Below are 16,044 nucleotides of genomic sequence, written 5' to 3'. Positions count from 1 at the left end.
TAGAACATGAAGTTGAGCCGCTCGATTCTCATTCTGAGAGGCTCCGCCAACGTGTTGAATTTTTTGTAGAATTCTGGAAAAAGGTTTGAGATTGAGTCTGAGTCCAAAACTTGAAGTTCGATCTCTATTTTCGATCGAGATAGTTCGATGCGAGTGAATTAAGATTTATGTTGAGTTTTCTATTATCTTCACAAGTTCCTCAACTTGTTTATTTACAGTGAAGATAATGAGATTGCCAAGGAAGGCGCACATGGATACACTTCATCTCAATACATATTTACATCTCATCGAAGCCTTGTTGCAATGTGCTAAAGGAGAGGAGTGGTTGTTGCTTCAGCAACATGAACAGCTAATCGATGCCGAACTTGTCAGCGTGATGGAGCAAGTTACCGAGCAACTTAATCAGGAAGGGAATTTACCCGCTGCCAAATTCCTGCACTATTGGACAGCTCAACTGAATCATTTACTGCAACAAAATCCACCTCCAACATCGTCGGGACAAAACAATAACCATGCTAATGGTTCGATCGATCCAGCAGTTGAAATCGCCAAGCAGCGACAGCCCGATCTAGCAAGCGCACCATCAACATCACCACAACTTAGCAACCACCTAGAAGAGTTATTGGCAAATATTTCTAATCGATTGGAGAAACTAGAAACATCGATCGACAAACATCAAAATCCATCGAATCCGCTGTGGTACATGTCGATTTTAGAACAAGCTGAGGCTCAAGGCTGGATTGTTTCTAGTGAGGAAGTAGAACAGCTAATTGGCATGAAACCACATTGCGCCCCAGATCGCAATTTCTTTGTGCGAGGATGTTGGAAATTTGAGAAAGCTGGCAAGGTGGGTATGCACTCTTCTTGGCGAGTTACTAAAGAGATTGTAAATCCCTCGATCGTTGACGTTAGCTTACCGTCAGGCACAGCCTTTACATCAGCAGCAGCCACTCGCGGGGAAAATCGAATTCCAGAGCCAGAAAGCACTAAGCTAGAACTCGATTTATCATCGCCTTGGGCTGAAAAATAGGAAATCCAGCTAGAGATCGAAAAGGAGGAATAGTTTTATGGCTATGCAAAATATTTTTAATTTCTTTACAACAGTAAAGGAAGACAATTCCTTGCAAAGAATAATTCAAATAGCTACCAATCTTGATACTATTGTCGAGATTGCCGAGGGATATAATTATCATTTTACCAGCGCAGAGTTACAGTCTTTTCTAGAAAAAATGCCTAATAAAGATTTAGCCTCGGCGATAAATCCTGGCATTGGCAATCGATTACATCTCAGCCCTCGATAACAAAGTGTCTTGGATATATCATTAAGAACCTGGTGAAGTAATTTATGAATTATTCCACCAGGCTCTTAAATTGCTGGTGCTCGAATTGACTATCGATCGCCTTAAACTAGATCGATTTAGCAATTAACACCGAACGTGAACCGGAAATACCCCCAAGCCGATTAAACGTGGTGGGAGATAACGGAACCAAGGTAAACGCATTAACCAAGGTAATTTAAACTCTGTGTCGGTGGTAGCTAAAGCTTGGGCAACGATCCGGTTTTGAGCGATCGATTGAAAGCCTTGAATAATCCGTGTAGGTAGTTCGCGCTGACGTTGAACTTTTGCTAAGTTTGCAACTTTAACGACACCTGATTTAAGCGGCTGACTGAGCAGATTTGCCGCGACAACTGCATCTTGAATCGCGTAATTAATGCCCACTCCAGCAACAGGAGACATCGGATGGGCAGCATCACCAATTAATAATAAGCCAGATCGATACCATCGATCGACTCGTCCTGCTTCGACCGAGAGAAAGGCGATTTGCGACCAATCTTGGAGTAGTTCGACTCGATCGGCAAACTCTGGAGCTGTTGCTACAATTGACTCCCGCAGTGCTGCTAATCCCGCATGGCGAATCTGTTGATAACCATCCTTGGGGAAAATATAAGCAATTTGCCATAGTTCACCTCGATCGAGCAATGCCATCATTGCACCTTTGCCAATCCGTCCACTCAATCCGGCTGGTTCGCTCTGATGGCGGGGAAGTCGGAACCACAAGACATCCAGCGGGGGTGTATTTCCAGCCGATACTTCCCCGATTAGTTCTCGCACTTTGGAGTGTCGCCCATCCGCGCCTACTGTCAGCAATGCGCGGATTTCGTGCCAACCGCCATGCCCGCGATAGCGGACACCGCAAATCGTATCGCCCTCAGTCACTAGCTCTTGGACATTCGCGCCCATGATCGCTTGGAAGTTTGGATACTGTTCAGCTTCAGCAACGATAAACTCCAGAAACTTCACCTGGGGCATCACCGTAATAAACGGATAGTGGGTCTTTAATCCGCGAAAATCAGCATGGAATGTTGCCCCGCTGGGCGGTTGAATATTCAGCTCCGAAATCTTGGTGTGGGGCAGAGCTAACAATCGATCGGCTAAACCCAATTCTGCCATAATTTCCATCGTCGAAGGATGAATCGTATCACCCCGAAAATCGCGGTCTAAATCACGATGAACTTCGAGCAAGATCACTTTAATCCCCTGTCGGGCTAAAAGTAGGGCTAATACAGCTCCAGCAGGGCCACCACCGACGATACAGCAGTCAGTTTGCTGGACATCCAAGATCTCTGGTGTAGCCGCTACGGGGGCGGCTAGGGTTGGGGTGTTCATATGTGTACCTGCGATGTTTCTACCGCCGATCGGTGATTCAACTATCAGATTAGTGGTAAATGCTGAGAAACTTGTGAGGATTTAGAGCGGAATTTCAGCTAGCCTATTCGCAGATTTTAAAGTTAACAAATAGAGATTTGCTCACAAGTTCCTCAATATTATCATCTAATCTAATAGATACAACCAGCAATGGAGAGAATATTATGAATGCACCTGTTGATTCTGCGCGAGACAGCAAACAAGTTCATGCTGAATTAGTAACTACAGAGCCTGAATTGCAACTAGAAGAAAAGATTGGGGTCGAAGAATTTACTATTCATGGTGACGATCTCGTCGTCAAAATTAAAGAACTTATTCACCAAGGTAACATTCGGCGAATTATTCTTAAAAATGAAGAAGGGCGAGTATTAATTGAAATTCCACTAACCGTGGGCGTAGTTGGTGGTGTTCTCAGCGCGGCTTTATTCCCCGTGATGGCTGCTGTTGGTGCGATTGGCGCAATGGTGGCTCATCTAACGATCGTCCTGGAAAAACGCGAATAATCTGAGGAATAAACGATGACAGTCTATCCTAACCAAATTACTGCTCTGTGGACAGCTTTTCTACTGGCATTACTATTTCATACCGACTTGGGATTGATGCCGCTATTTCATGGACAAAGTATCGCTCATTCCCACGATCCTCAGGATATTTCTTGGATTCTATGGCTGATGCTGCTGTTTTTTGTGCCGCCGCTATGCGCGATCTTTATGTCTACTTTTACGGATAGTAAAAGCTATCGAATCGGTCATTTTTGGCTGACTGTTATCTATTCATTCCTCAATCTTGCTCACCTCATCGCCGATTTTTCAGTTACACCGATCGCCTGGTATCAAATTGCCTTGATGACAATTTTGGTGACGATCGGTATTCTGCTAAATCTCGTTGCTTATCGCTGGATGAAACATGATCGCAGTTTAAATAGATCGAACTTAATCGGACTTTAATTCAAGAAAATTAAGTGAAATCAACAAATCATGTGTTCTGCCGGAAAGTAGAATATTTATTTTGTGACCAGGACAAAGCCCCGTGTTTTACCAGAATCAGCATCCATTGTTTTAATCGCCTGCCATAAATCTATCGCTTTGACCCATACTGGAGGATATTTATAGCGAGAAACATCTAAAATTAGAAAGCGATCGGTACGTTGACTGTAAGCAGCAATGGGTGAAATATGACCGCCACGTTCTTGTCCGATGGTTTTGCGCAAGTAATTAACGATCGCAAAATTATCCCGTTTTGATAGATTTTGTAATAGGAGCGATCGAAATCGATCTAGATCGATTTCGGAGCCATAGTAAACTGTAACTTTTGCTCCGTGACTGATTAATAAATCTCCTAACTGTGCTAATGTTATCCCCTTTCGCGAAACCAGATCGGCAGACATCACTTTCTTAGTTTCCGCCCGATCGAAAAAATTTTCCTGAGTAAATACGTGAAAAGGTTTATATTGAAGAGATTCTGGAGCAGATAATCCCAAAGCATTTAATACCATCACACTACTGGCTACCCCACAATAAGCCTGATTGATTTGGGTGACAAATTGATTGCTCAATAGAAAATAATCTTGTCTGGCTTGACTATCTAGTAAGAGTTGTTCGCCCTGACTAGAATTGAAAGGAATCAGTTGTGATGATATGGGTAGTGTTTGAGCCAGTATCTTAGTAGTATTTAAAGCGAGACTAACTAACACTAAAACCCAGAATCTTTTATATTTCATAGTGAGTTGTCTCAGTAAATGGTGCTTGCTAAAACTGGTTACATCGATCGTGTTGTGTCAAATTGGATTGATGACGATTTTAGTTGGGATCGGTATCGTGTTAAATCTCGTTGCTTATCGCTGGATGACTGATTATCATCGAGTAAATAGATCGATGGTGGAACTAGTACTCGGTGGCGTAAATAACATTACTATTTCGTAAAAGCGGGGAGCGGGGAGCGGGGAGAGTGATTAGAACAAGGACTAAGGGGCTGTAAGAAAATAAGCTCATGGTTTCGAGCGGTAGTTTTCCCACAAGGAAAAGTTTTGAGTCTCAAAACATGAAGTTATTTCTTTACAAGCCCTAAATGGTGGCTTTATTTCAGCCGCTCAGTACTAGATCGATCCTGAGTTGAGCTAACCCAACTCAGTAAATCAAGATTGCTAGCTATAGTACGTCTGAGACATTATTAGAAAAGTCATTAGTAGCGCAATAATTATAGTTATCCAAAGCTTGTTATCCAAAGCAACGTTATTTTTCATCTTTCTTACCAGGCTACCTTCAAAACCTTTGATAGTCTAAGATTAGTCGATCGACATGAGGAACTTGTGAAGATCGTCTTTAATGTTCCTGACAAAATGCTGCGTAATATTTTATTTGGTGCGGCGAGTATTCTGGGCGTGTGGTTGATGGTCAAAATTATTCGCTCTGATAATTCAATTTGATTTCCTCACAAGTTCCTTGGATTTGAATCATACAGTAGAAGTTAGCTCCTACTGTAGCCAAGGAAGGTTGTTCTTATGCCGATCGACAATAAGCGTACAGCTAACCCCTCAAACTTTCCAATTCCTACTAATTTCATCTTCCTAATTTGGCTGCTAATCTTGCTAGCATGGTCGAGTCAAAGCTATCCTCGGAAGTCCTATAGCGAATTTATCCAGCAAGTAGAATCGGGACAAGTAGTTAAGGCGACGATCGACGATCGAGAAATTCAGTATGAGTTAAAATCCGCGCCTGTCGCTAAATCAAAGAGTACTGAAGCCAAAAATATTTTTGTCACCAGACGACTAGCCGAAGATCCCGAACTAGCTAAAATCCTCCGCGCTCATCAGGTCGAGTATTCGGTACCCGCGCCCAATCCCCTGAGTGGGGTCTGGTCGATTTTGAGTTGGGTACTATTCCCCCTGCTTTTAATCGCCTTCTGGTCGAGAGTGGGAGATCGATCCGCGCAGGGTGGGATGGGGATATTAGGTATGGGAAATAGTCGAGCTAAAACCTATACCGCAGGTGATACTGGCGTAACTTTCGATGATGTGGCTGGAGTCGATGAAGCCAAAGCCGAACTGCAAGAAATTGTTGATTTCCTCAAACATGCCGATAAATACGTCAAATTAGGAGCCAAAATTCCCAAGGGTGTGTTGTTAGTGGGGCCACCAGGGACGGGTAAAACCCTGTTAGCAAAAGCGATCGCGGGCGAAGCGGGGGTGCCGTTCTTTAGTATTTCTGGCTCGGAATTTATCGAAATGTTTGTCGGAGTCGGCGCAGCCAGAGTGCGGGGACTATTCGAGCAAGCTAAACAACAGGCTCCCTGTATCGTATTTATCGATGAATTGGATGCATTGGGCAAATCCCGATCTAGTGCCAATTCCCCCATTGGCGGCAACGACGAGCGGGAACAGACATTGAATCAACTGTTATCGGAAATGGATGGATTTGCCGCCAACACGGGCGTAATTTTGCTCTCAGCAACCAACCGCCCCGAAGTCCTCGATCCAGCCTTGCTGCGCCCTGGACGGTTCGATCGGCAAATTGTAGTCGATCGACCAGACAAACTCGGTCGGCAGGCAATTTTGGTCGTCCATGCCCGTAACGTGAAAATGGCGGATGATGTGGATTTGCTCAAATTAGCCGCCCGCACGCCGGGATTCGCGGGTGCAGATCTGGCGAATTTGGTCAATGAAGCCGCTCTATTGGCGGCTCGTCACGATCGAGTCGCCGTTACCATGTCTGACTTTGAAGAGGCAATCGAGCGGATACTCACCGGATTAGAGAAGAAATCTCGCGTTCTGAATGAGATCGAAAAAGAGACGGTAGCCTATCATGAAGTCGGTCATGCGATCGTCGGCTGCTTAATGCCAGGATCTGGATCGATCGAAAAGATCTCAATTGTCCCCCGTGGGGTAGCTGCGCTGGGCTATACCCTGCAACTCCCCCAGGAAGATCGCTTTTTGATGTTGGAAGATGAATTGCGCGGTCAGATTGCCATGCTGTTGGGCGGGAGATCGGCGGAAGAATTGATTATGGGCAAAGTCTCGACTGGAGCTAGCGACGATATCCAAAAAGCCACCGATTTAGCAGATCGGTATGTGACGATTTATGGGATGAGCAAACAACTGGGGCCGATGGCCTTCGACAGGTCGGCCAGTCAATTTCTCGGCGGCTGGGGCAATCCCCGTCGTCCGCTCAGTCCAGAAGTCGAGTCTGAGATCGATCGAGAGGTCAAACACCTGATTGACAATGCCCACCATATCGCTGGCGCAATTCTGGCGTACAATCAGCCATTACTAAAAGAGGTAGCGCAAGTACTATTAGAACGGGAAATTCTCGACGGTCAAAAATTGCATGAATATCTCGATCGAGTAGAAATACCTCCACTATTAGCCACTTGGTTGCAGAGTGGAGAGATTTCAATCGATCCAAAAGCTGAGGAGTCGATCGCTTTGATGGGCAATGGTTTTAATCCAAAATATTTGCACGCAAACTTACACTAGAGGAACAAACGCCATGACGTTGATGACTGAGCCTTCAATCTCGCTCTACCCAACTTTAAATCTGAAAAATAGCCTTCCCTTACGCTCTTTCATCGCTCATCTAACTCTAAATCACCAACTATTAACAAAGATCTTAAATCTTTGGACTCATGCTCTAAATGCTTGCCGCCAAGCTTGGTGGGTTGAGATTTTTACCGCGCAGCCCAAATGCACATACTATTTTGGGCCATTTTCAGGTGCTCAGGAAGCGGCGGTGGCAAGTAAAGGCTTTGTGGTAGATCTCGAAGGTGAATTCGCCGAAGGCATCACAATCAAAATCGACAGGCATTGTCAACCCGATTTACTGACGATAGAACACGATACTTTCAAATCATTAGGAGCATAATTATGCTAGATATCGACGAAATGAGTTCCCAAGAAATCTACGAGCTATTACGCAAAGTAGGCTATGGACATCTTGGTTTTATCCATGAAAGGAAACCCTATGTGATGCCCATGCACTACTACCTTGAAGGTGAAGAAATTTATATGTTCACCACTGAAGGAATGAAGACACATGACATCGATGCTAGTCCAGAAGTCTGTCTCCAAGTCGAAGAAATTGTTAACGATCCCTTGCATTGGCGCAGCGTAATTGTCAGCGGACAAGCTAAACGTTTAAGCGAACAGCCAGAGATCTCACGGATTTGGCAACTCATCAAAGAGATTAATCCCACACTTTCACCCGCTCTCAATCGGACTTGGATCGATTCTTGGGGACGAGCCGAAGTAGTTGCCATCTATCGGGTGTATCCCAGTGAAATGAGCGGACGCACGACTGATGGTGTCAGCAGCAGGCAGTTAGTCGGGTGAGTTGCCTAGCAAATCCTCCTTTCGTAGGGGCAATTCATGAATTGCTCGATCCCTGTTTGGTTAGGGTTTGTTTTGACCCAATCTTGAGGTGGTGGAGGTACTGCTATAGGTGGCTTTTGGTCTGCCTTGTAATAACCTGCTCTAGTTAGCTCTAAATCACCATAACAGGTTACAAAGGCGTAGCCTACCGGAGGTAATCGGCTAGAATGATGATAAATAACCTATGAAACTATTATCAGATTGGGGCATCACTGGTAACTGGTGGCGAGGCGATCGTGGTGAATACTGGGTAATTGCTCAGGGCATTTTACTACTTATTTTTGCGCTGCTCCCACCAAATAGACCTAGTTCGATCGATTTAGATTCATCTGCTGGGCAGTATTTTAGTTGGACTTTGGCAGCGATCTTCAGCATTCTAGCAATAGTTTTCTTAGGTCGATCGCTCTTCGATCTGGGTCAAAATCTCACGCCATTACCCCATCCTAGAGATGACGGACAGTTAGTAAAAACAGGTGTTTATGGACTGGTCAGGCATCCTTTATATAGTGGGGTAATTTACCTTGCTTTAGCCTATGCAAGCTGGCAGATGAGTTTTGTACATTTGCTAGGTGCGATCGTTTTGTTTGTATTTTTTGATGCTAAGTCAAGGAAGGAAGAAGTTTGGCTGACAGAAAAGTTTTCAGATTATGCTAACTACTCTACTGCTGTGAAGAAGTTGATTCCTGGAATTTATTAGTTGGAGTACTGGCTGAATAACTAACTGAGTAGCCAGTTATCAATTATCTGAAACAGATGCAGCATCAATGTAAATTTTCATCATGTTTGTGATGAGTTTGGATGTTGCAGTCCCAAAATTTGTCACGATCGAGGGAGGAAAAACCATGTTGCTGCTAATCGGTAACTCGAACCAATGAGTATTGTCAGTATCAATCCAACCACGGGTCAACAACTGAAAATTTTTCCAACTCTCGCTGATGATGTCCTGAGAGCCAAAATTATCGAATCAGAGCGGGTGTTTCAGGAATATCGGCGTACATCCTGGGAGCAGCGGAGTCAATGGCTCTATCAGGCGGCAAACCTCCTACGGGACGATCGACAGTCCTTAGAGTGGGCGAAACTGATGACCCTGGAGATGGGCAAACCGATCGCACAGGCGATCGCTGAAATCCAAAAGTGTGCTTGGGTTTGTGACTATTATGCCGAGCATGGGGCGGAGTTTTTAGCCCCCGAAATAATTGCCACCGATGCCAGTCAATCGCGGATCGAGTACCACCCCCTCGGCCCAATTTTAGCCGTGATGCCGTGGAATTTCCCCTTTTGGCAGGTGTTTCGGTTTGCTACGCCCACACTGATGGCGGGGAATGTGGCTCTGCTCAAACACGCTTCTAATGTGCCCCAATGCGCGATCGCGATCGCAGAGATTTTTCTCCAAGCGGGGTTTCCCCCAGGCGTATTTCAAACCCTGTTAATTTCCGCAGATCGAGTCGAGTTGGTCATCAGATCGCCCCAAGTCAAAGCTGCCACCCTCACGGGCAGCGAACCCGCTGGAGCCAGTTTAGCCCAAGCAGCGGGGAGCGTTCTCAAAAAAACTGTGTTAGAACTGGGCGGTAGCGATCCGTCGATCGTGACGGCGAGTGCGGATCTGGATGAGGCGGTAGCTGTTGGGGTGAAGGCGCGGCTACTCAATAATGGGCAATCCTGTATTGCTGCGAAACGGTTTATCGTGCTAGATGAGATCGCCGATGCTTTTACTGCCAAGTTTGTGGAGGCATTTAGCAAACTTCAGATCGGCGACCCATTACAGACTGCGACTGATGTTGGCCCCTTGGCGACCCTGGCGGGTTTGGAGCAGATCGATCGACAGGTGCAAGATTCGATCTCAGGTGGGGCGGAATGTCTAATTGGCGGGAAACTTTGGTCTGGATTACCAGGCTTTTTTTACGAACCTACCATTCTCAAGAATATTCCCCCGACTTGTGCCACCTACCGCGATGAATTTTTTGGCCCCGTGGCGTTGCTATTTACAGTACCCGATCTCGATGCCGCGATCGCGCTAGCGAATGACAGTCCCTTTGGTTTGGGTGCGAGTGCCTGGACGCAGGATTTAGCAGAACAAGACCGCTTGATTCGTGAATTAGAGTCGGGTTCGGTGTTTATTAATGGCATGGTCAAATCCGATCCGCGCCTGCCCTTTGGGGGGATTAAGCGATCGGGTTACGGTCGGGAACTCGGACGACTCGGCATTCTAGAATTTGTCAACATCAAAACTATCTGGATTAAATGAGCCTATGAATACGGCAGAATTATTGGTGCAATGTCTGGAAAACGAAGGCGTGAAGTATATTTTCGGACTTCCAGGCGAAGAAAATCTGCACATCCTCGAAGCACTCAAGGGTTCTACGATTCAATTTGTGACCTGTCGGCACGAGCAAGGAGCCGCTTTTATGGCAGACGTATATGGGCGGCTGACCGGACAGGCGGGAGTTTGTCTGTCTACATTGGGGCCAGGGGCAACCAATCTGATGACGGGGGTCGCCGATGCCAATTTGGACGGGGCACCGCTGATCGCGATTACCGGACAGGTGAGTACCGATCGAATGCACATTTTATCCCATCAGTATCTCGACTTGGTAGCGATGTTTGCACCGATTACCAAGTGGAGCAAGCAAATCGTTCAGCCCAATAGTACCGCCGAAATTGTCCGCAAAGCTTTCCACGTTGCCCAGTCCGAAAAGCCTGGAGCCGTCCATATCGATGTGCCAGAAAATGTCGCGGCGATGCCAGCAACCGTGAAACCCTTGCATAAAAATGGAGCGAGTCGGGTCTATGCTGCCTTTGCCAGTCTCGATCGCGCCGCCGCCGCTATTGCCCAAGCCCAGAACCCGCTCGTACTAGTAGGGAACGGTGCCATCCGCTCCCATGCCAGCCTTGCCCTCACGGAGTTAGCCACCAAACTGAATTTACCCGTGGTCAATACCTTCATGGGCAAGGGGGTCATCCCCTACACCCATCCCTCAGCTCTATGGGCGGTGGGCCTGCAACAGCGGGACTATATTAGTTGTGGATTCGATCGCACCGACTTGGTAATTGCCGTAGGCTACGATCTGATTGAATATTCACCCAAAAAATGGAATTCCACCGGCGAAATTCCGATCGTCCACATTGCCGAAGTATCAGCAGAAATCGATAGTAGTTATATTCCCAAAGTTGAGGTGGTGGGCGACATTGCTGACTCGCTCCAGGAGATTCTCCAACGGTGTCAAAAGTTGTCAGATGCTAAATCTAAAGCCGCACCCTACGCCCTTTCGCTCCGTGAGGAGATTCGGGCAGATTACGAGCAGTATGCTCAGGATAAAGGCTTTCCAATTCGCCCCCAAAAACTCATCTACGATCTGCGGCAGGTTTTAGGCGATGACGATATCCTGATTTCCGATGTGGGTGCCCATAAAATGTGGATCGCCCGTCACTACCACTGTGCCAAACCTAATACCTGTCTAATTTCCAACGGTTTTGCAGCGATGGGAATTGCGATTCCCGGCGCGATCGCGGCTAAATTAGTTTATCCCGATCGCCAGGTGATTGCCGCTACCGGAGATGGGGGTTTTATGATGAATATGCAGGAGCTGGAAACTGCGCTGCGCCTGAATACTCCCTTTGTGACGCTGATTTTTAACGATGGGGGCTATGGGCTAATTGAATGGAAGCAAATGCAGCATTTTGGGGTGTCTTCGTTCGTTAAATTTGGCAATCCCGACTTTGTGAAGTTAGCTGAGAGTATGGGATTGAAGGGATACCGGATTTCTGAGAGTGCGGATCTGATTCCCACGCTTCAAGAGGCTTTGTCTCAATCTGTTCCAGCGATAATTGACTGTCCTGTCGATTATCGGGAGAATTTTCTGTTTAGCCAAAAATCCAAAACTTTGGACTGTTCGATCGTGGAGGATGCCGCTGAGAATCAATGTGCCGCTGTTGCCGATCGAGATTTTTTTGTACAGGCTAATCTCCCATAATAGACTCTACGGTGTATGCACGATCGTCGTCTGTGTTACCCCACACTTCGGCTGTCGCTCAGTGCATCGCCCCAGCCCTCACCGAGGATGCGGGGAGGGAGCTAGAGCCTCCCCCCTTTATAAGGGGGTTGGGGGGGTAAACCAATCTCAAACGAAGTCTAGCGGACTTGTCGGTACGCGGTAGATAATAGAAGAGGGACACAATTAGGCATCGCTAGGCATGATTACGGGTGAATTGAAATCGAAGGTGGATAAGTTATGGACGACGTTCTGGAGTAACGGCGTAAGTAACTCACTTTCGGTAATCGAGCAGATTTCTTATTTGTTGTTTATCAAACGGCTCGACGATCTGGAGCTAACCAAAGAAAAGGCAGTGAAACGATTTGGCGGAAAGGTTAAAGATCCGACTTTTTCACCAGAGCAACAGGATTTGCGGTGGTCGCAGTTCAAGAATCAGAACGCCGAGCAAATGCTCAAGATCGTGCGAGATAAAGCGTTCCCGTTTATTAAGGAGATGGGGACGGCGGGCGGTGCCTATGCGGTTCACATGAAGGATGCCACATTCCTGATTGCCAATGCTTCGCTGTTGGCGAATGTGGTGGAGCAGATCGAGGGGATACCGATGGAAGATCGGGATACCAAGGGGGATCTGTATGAATATATGCTCTCAAAGCTGACGGAAGCGGGACGGAATGGGCAGTTTCGCACGCCTCGGCACATTATCAAGATGATGGTGGAGTTGATGGCTCCCACGGCGCGAGAGGTAGTTTGCGATCCGGCTTGTGGGACTGGGGGGTTTTTGGTGGCGGTGGCGGAATACCTGAAACAGCAGCAAGATAGTGAGGGGAATCTAGTCTTAAACGGGCAGGGCAATCGGGCGCATTTTGATAGTGAAATGTTTCACGGGTTTGATTTTGACCCGACGATGTTGCGGATTGGCAGTATGAATATGATGCTGCACGGGATTGAAGATCCAAAAATTGAGGCGCGGGATTCGCTCTCGGAAGATCATGCGGGGGTGAATGAGGAATTTACGCTGATTTTGGCGAATCCGCCGTTTAAGGGTTCGGTGGATAAAGAGGGGATTGCCACGAATCTAACTAAGGTGATCGATACCGCCAAGACAGAGTTACTGTTTGGGGCGTTGTTCTTGCGGTTGCTCAAGAAGGGCGGACGCGCGGCGATTATCGTGCCGGATGGGATGATGTTTGGTTCGTCAAATGCTCACCGGAAGCTGCGGGAAATCCTGGTGGAGGAGCATAAGCTCGATGGAGTGATTTCGATGCCGTCGGGAGTGTTCAAGCCCTACGCAGGAGTTTCGACGGCGATCTTGATGTTTACCAAGACGGGGGCGGGGGGTACCGATGCGGTGTGGTTTTATGATATGCAGGCGGATGGTTTATCGTTGGATGATAAGCGGCAACCTGTAGCAGCGAATGATATTCCGGATCTGGTGCAGCGATGGCAGCATCGAGATCTGTTGAAGGATGTGGATCGGAGTGAGAAGGCGTTTTTTGTAACCAAGGAATCGATCGTCGAAAATGGTTACGATCTCTCGATTAATCGATATAAGGAGGTGGAATATGCTGAAGTGGTGTATGAGTCGCCAATGGTGATTTTAGGAAAGTTGAAGGCGATTGAGGATGAAATTCGATCGGATCTCGATGAGCTAGAGGGAATGCTTTAGTGACTAGTCTGTTTGATGTGCTGCGAAGATTTTACCCCACCCTAGCCCTCCCCTTGGAAAGGGGAGGGGACAAGAAAAGCCTCCCCTTTCCAAGGGGGGGTTGGGGGGGTAAGCCCATCAAAAACGAAGTCTAGCGAACTCAATCTATACACAGCATTGGAATCTTTAGGAGGTTGATAATGACCGATCTCTATGAAACTCTCGCCCAAATCAAAGCGGCTCCAGGGATGTATTTAGGTCGTCCATCGGTGAGCGATTTGTTTATGTTTTTGGCAGGATATGAGATTTTATGTTGAATGATGGGATTCGATCGGATCTCGATGAGCTAGAGGCAATGCTGGGATGAAACCCCTACCCCTCACTCTAAATCCCTAATCTTCCCTATTGAGATTACAATAGCCATCAGCAGTAGAAACAAATTTTTTCATGGAGAATCGTTGTGATAGCAGTACGAAATAATGACCGATACTTTACGACTGAAGAGTATTTCGCATGGGAAGCACAGCAACTAGAAAGACACGAGCTAATTGATGGTTGCGTGTATGCGATGAGTGGCGGCACGCAGAACCATAGTGCGATTAAAATAAATATTGGAAGTTTAATCAAAGCACACTTACGTGGTAGTAAATGCAGTGTTTTTAATTCAGATTTAAAGGTTAATATTATCAACACCACTAACTATACCTATCCCGATTTGAGCGTGACTTGCGACGATCGAGATCGCCAGAATCCGATCTACATTACCTATCCCTGCTTAATTGTTGAGGTTTTATCTAATAGTACCGAGGCTTACGATCGAGGTAAGAAGTTTGAAAAGTATCGCCGTAATCCTAATCTTATCGATTATGTTTTAGTCAGTTCTGAGGAAATTGCGATCGATATTTATCATAAGAATGAGGCGGGGGAATGGCTGATTTTGAGCTATCGATCGGGCGATCGAGTCGAGCTTAAAAGTATCGATCTAAGTTTGCCGATCGAGCAATTCTATGAAGAGATCGTTTTTGAGGTTGTACGATGAATCATTTATTCAGTCTAAGTTTACAAATATCAAGCTCGATCGAGGATGAGATTCGATCGAATTTAGATAAGTTAGAGAGGCTGTTAGGATGAAAACTTCTTTAGTACCTCTAAAAAAAATAGTTAAAATCCATTATGGAAAAGCATTAAAAGCAGGAGACAGGGATGAAACAGGTCAATTTCCTGTATTCGGTTCTAGTGGGCAAGTTGGCACACATGATAAAAATCTGATAGATTACCCAACGCTTATCATTGGTCGTAAAGGTTCGGTTGGAAAAGTGACATATGCTGAATCAGGTGGATGGGCAATAGACACCGCTTTTTACACTGAATTTATACAGGCAAATGAGGTTGATTTACGTTATTTTTTTTATGCTTTAAAAAATACAGATTTAGCACGTTGGACAATTACAACGTCAATACCAGGTTTAAATAGAGATGATCTATATTCAACAGAAATCTCTCTACCACCACTCGAAGAACAGAAGCGGATTGCAGCGATTTTGGATAAAGCCGATCGAGTGCGGCGTAAACGGCAAGAAGCTATCCGATTAACTGAAGAATTAGGTCGATCGATCTTCCTCGATATGTTCGGCGATCCAGTCACAAACCCCAGGGGCTGGAAAATTGTGAAACTAAATGATGTTTGCAATCGAATAACTGATGGAACTCATCAATCGCCTACGTGGTCAACAGAAGGTATTCCTTTTCTATTTGTTAGTAATATAGTAGATGGTGAAATTGATTTTAACGTAAGTAAATATATTGACAATCAATCATGGAAAGATCTAACTTCACGATGTCTGATCGAACTAAATGATATTCTTTATACAACAGTAGGCAGTTATGGAAATGCGGCATTAGTTAGAACAACAAGTAAATTTTGTTTTCAGAGACATATTGCACACATCAAGCCTAATATTTCCAAAATACATCCTGAATTTCTTCTCGGCTTGATGCAATCTGATGGAATAAGAAAGCAAGCCGATCGTCAAGCTAGAGGCGTAGCTCAAAAGACATTGAATTTAAGAGAGTTAAAAGCTTTTCAGGTATTTCTCCCACCTACCGATCTACAAGAAAAATATGTATCTACACGTAAAAGAACAGAAATGCAGCTTAAAAAACAAAAAGACGCATTAAAAGAATCAGAAAATCTCTTCAACTCGCTGCTGCAAAGAGCCTTTCGAGGGGAACTCTAACCGCGATCTTGGTGGCGATGGGGGAAGTGCGATCGATCTATTGTGCCATCGTCAATATTATATAAATGTGATATCATATATATATGATATGGGAGATTGT

The 16,044-nt window shown here is 45.8% G+C and carries 16 protein-coding genes; 14 read left to right on the top strand and 2 right to left on the bottom strand.

Annotated features, from left to right (window positions below; all coding sequences use genetic code 11):
• The first annotated feature begins 250 nt into the window (after positions 1-250).
• A complete protein-coding gene (locus RMO55_RS09750) occupies positions 251-1,030 on the top strand; it encodes a hypothetical protein (protein WP_310426127.1) in 780 nt (259 codons plus the stop codon).
• A gap of 43 nt (positions 1,031-1,073) precedes the next feature.
• Positions 1,074-1,301, top strand: coding sequence for a Nif11-like leader peptide family natural product precursor (locus RMO55_RS09745; protein WP_310426126.1), 228 nt, complete (start codon positions 1,074-1,076; stop codon positions 1,299-1,301).
• Positions 1,302-1,424: 123 nt separating this feature from the next.
• Here the strand turns inward: RMO55_RS09745 and RMO55_RS09740 are convergent, their stop codons facing one another.
• Positions 1,425-2,669, bottom strand: a complete 1,245-nt coding sequence (locus RMO55_RS09740; protein WP_310426125.1) for an FAD-dependent oxidoreductase — start codon at positions 2,667-2,669, stop codon at positions 1,425-1,427.
• Positions 2,670-2,872: 203 nt separating this feature from the next.
• On the opposite strand from RMO55_RS09740, the gene RMO55_RS09735 reads away from it, so the two are divergent.
• Positions 2,873-3,211 (top strand): DUF4342 domain-containing protein, encoded by a 339-nt coding sequence (locus tag RMO55_RS09735; RefSeq protein ID WP_310426124.1) that lies wholly within the window; start codon positions 2,873-2,875, stop codon positions 3,209-3,211.
• Between the two features lie 15 nt (positions 3,212-3,226).
• Positions 3,227-3,655, top strand: coding sequence for a hypothetical protein (locus RMO55_RS09730; RefSeq protein ID WP_310426123.1), 429 nt, complete (start codon positions 3,227-3,229; stop codon positions 3,653-3,655).
• A 56-nt stretch (positions 3,656-3,711) separates the two neighbouring features.
• Here the strand turns inward: RMO55_RS09730 and RMO55_RS09725 are convergent, their stop codons facing one another.
• On the bottom strand, positions 3,712-4,428 hold the full coding sequence (locus RMO55_RS09725) for a phytochelatin synthase family protein (RefSeq protein WP_310426122.1): 717 nt from the start codon (positions 4,426-4,428) through the stop codon (positions 3,712-3,714).
• Positions 4,429-4,453: 25 nt separating this feature from the next.
• Here RMO55_RS09725 and RMO55_RS09720 point away from each other — a divergent pair, with 25 nt between their 5' ends.
• The 10 genes from RMO55_RS09720 to RMO55_RS09675 all read left to right on the top strand — a co-directional run bounded on the left by RMO55_RS09720 (position 4,454) and on the right by RMO55_RS09675 (position 15,944).
• Positions 4,454-4,630, top strand: a complete 177-nt coding sequence (locus RMO55_RS09720) for a hypothetical protein (RefSeq protein WP_310426121.1) — start codon at positions 4,454-4,456, stop codon at positions 4,628-4,630.
• A gap of 578 nt (positions 4,631-5,208) precedes the next feature.
• Complete coding sequence (gene ftsH / locus RMO55_RS09715) at positions 5,209-7,179, top strand: ATP-dependent zinc metalloprotease FtsH (protein ID WP_310426119.1); 1,971 nt, start codon at positions 5,209-5,211, stop codon at positions 7,177-7,179.
• Positions 7,180-7,309: 130 nt separating this feature from the next.
• Positions 7,310-7,564, top strand: coding sequence for a DUF1816 domain-containing protein (locus tag RMO55_RS09710; protein WP_396134246.1), 255 nt, complete (start codon positions 7,310-7,312; stop codon positions 7,562-7,564).
• Between the two features lie 2 nt (positions 7,565-7,566).
• On the top strand, positions 7,567-8,031 hold the full coding sequence (locus RMO55_RS09705; RefSeq protein ID WP_310426116.1) for a pyridoxamine 5'-phosphate oxidase family protein: 465 nt from the start codon (positions 7,567-7,569) through the stop codon (positions 8,029-8,031).
• Between the two features lie 223 nt (positions 8,032-8,254).
• Positions 8,255-8,767: an isoprenylcysteine carboxylmethyltransferase family protein gene (locus tag RMO55_RS09700; protein WP_310426115.1), complete on the top strand. Its 513-nt coding sequence runs from the start codon at positions 8,255-8,257 to the stop codon at positions 8,765-8,767.
• Between the two features lie 174 nt (positions 8,768-8,941).
• Positions 8,942-10,315, top strand: a complete 1,374-nt coding sequence (locus RMO55_RS09695; RefSeq protein WP_310426113.1) for an NAD-dependent succinate-semialdehyde dehydrogenase — start codon at positions 8,942-8,944, stop codon at positions 10,313-10,315.
• Between the two features lie 4 nt (positions 10,316-10,319).
• Complete coding sequence (locus RMO55_RS09690; RefSeq protein ID WP_310426112.1) at positions 10,320-12,041, top strand: acetolactate synthase large subunit; 1,722 nt, start codon at positions 10,320-10,322, stop codon at positions 12,039-12,041.
• 220 nt (positions 12,042-12,261) lie between these two features.
• Positions 12,262-13,728, top strand: a complete 1,467-nt coding sequence (locus tag RMO55_RS09685) for a class I SAM-dependent DNA methyltransferase (RefSeq protein ID WP_310426111.1) — start codon at positions 12,262-12,264, stop codon at positions 13,726-13,728.
• 439 nt (positions 13,729-14,167) lie between these two features.
• The gene (locus tag RMO55_RS09680; protein WP_310426110.1) at positions 14,168-14,746 is read left to right on the top strand and encodes a Uma2 family endonuclease; all 579 of its coding nucleotides are present in this window, start codon (positions 14,168-14,170) and stop codon (positions 14,744-14,746) included.
• An 88-nt stretch (positions 14,747-14,834) separates the two neighbouring features.
• On the top strand, positions 14,835-15,944 hold the full coding sequence (locus tag RMO55_RS09675) for a restriction endonuclease subunit S (RefSeq protein WP_310426109.1): 1,110 nt from the start codon (positions 14,835-14,837) through the stop codon (positions 15,942-15,944).
• Positions 15,945-16,044 lie beyond the last annotated feature (100 nt).

The organism is Chamaesiphon sp. VAR_48_metabat_135_sub (assembly GCF_031418915.1).
Classification (GTDB): Bacteria; Cyanobacteriota; Cyanobacteriia; order Cyanobacteriales; family Chamaesiphonaceae; genus Chamaesiphon.
The sequence above is the reverse complement of the archived record's forward strand: the minus strand, read 5'-3'. Positions and strand labels throughout refer to the sequence as shown.

Coding starts and splice junctions, on each gene's coding strand:
- RMO55_RS09705 (WP_310426116.1), top strand. CDS start 7,567: ATGCTAGATATCGACGAAATGAGTTCCCAAGAAATCTACGAGCTATTA.
- RMO55_RS09750 (WP_310426127.1), top strand. CDS start 251: ATGGATACACTTCATCTCAATACATATTTACATCTCATCGAAGCCTTG.
- RMO55_RS09735 (WP_310426124.1), top strand. CDS start 2,873: ATGAATGCACCTGTTGATTCTGCGCGAGACAGCAAACAAGTTCATGCT.
- RMO55_RS09675 (WP_310426109.1), top strand. CDS start 14,835: ATGAAAACTTCTTTAGTACCTCTAAAAAAAATAGTTAAAATCCATTAT.
- RMO55_RS09700 (WP_310426115.1), top strand. CDS start 8,255: ATGAAACTATTATCAGATTGGGGCATCACTGGTAACTGGTGGCGAGGC.
- ftsH (WP_310426119.1), top strand. CDS start 5,209: ATGCCGATCGACAATAAGCGTACAGCTAACCCCTCAAACTTTCCAATT.
- RMO55_RS09740 (WP_310426125.1), bottom strand. CDS start 2,669: ATGAACACCCCAACCCTAGCCGCCCCCGTAGCGGCTACACCAGAGATC.
- RMO55_RS09725 (WP_310426122.1), bottom strand. CDS start 4,428: ATGAAATATAAAAGATTCTGGGTTTTAGTGTTAGTTAGTCTCGCTTTA.
- RMO55_RS09695 (WP_310426113.1), top strand. CDS start 8,942: ATGAGTATTGTCAGTATCAATCCAACCACGGGTCAACAACTGAAAATT.
- RMO55_RS09745 (WP_310426126.1), top strand. CDS start 1,074: ATGCAAAATATTTTTAATTTCTTTACAACAGTAAAGGAAGACAATTCC.
- RMO55_RS09730 (WP_310426123.1), top strand. CDS start 3,227: ATGACAGTCTATCCTAACCAAATTACTGCTCTGTGGACAGCTTTTCTA.
- RMO55_RS09685 (WP_310426111.1), top strand. CDS start 12,262: ATGATTACGGGTGAATTGAAATCGAAGGTGGATAAGTTATGGACGACG.
- RMO55_RS09690 (WP_310426112.1), top strand. CDS start 10,320: ATGAATACGGCAGAATTATTGGTGCAATGTCTGGAAAACGAAGGCGTG.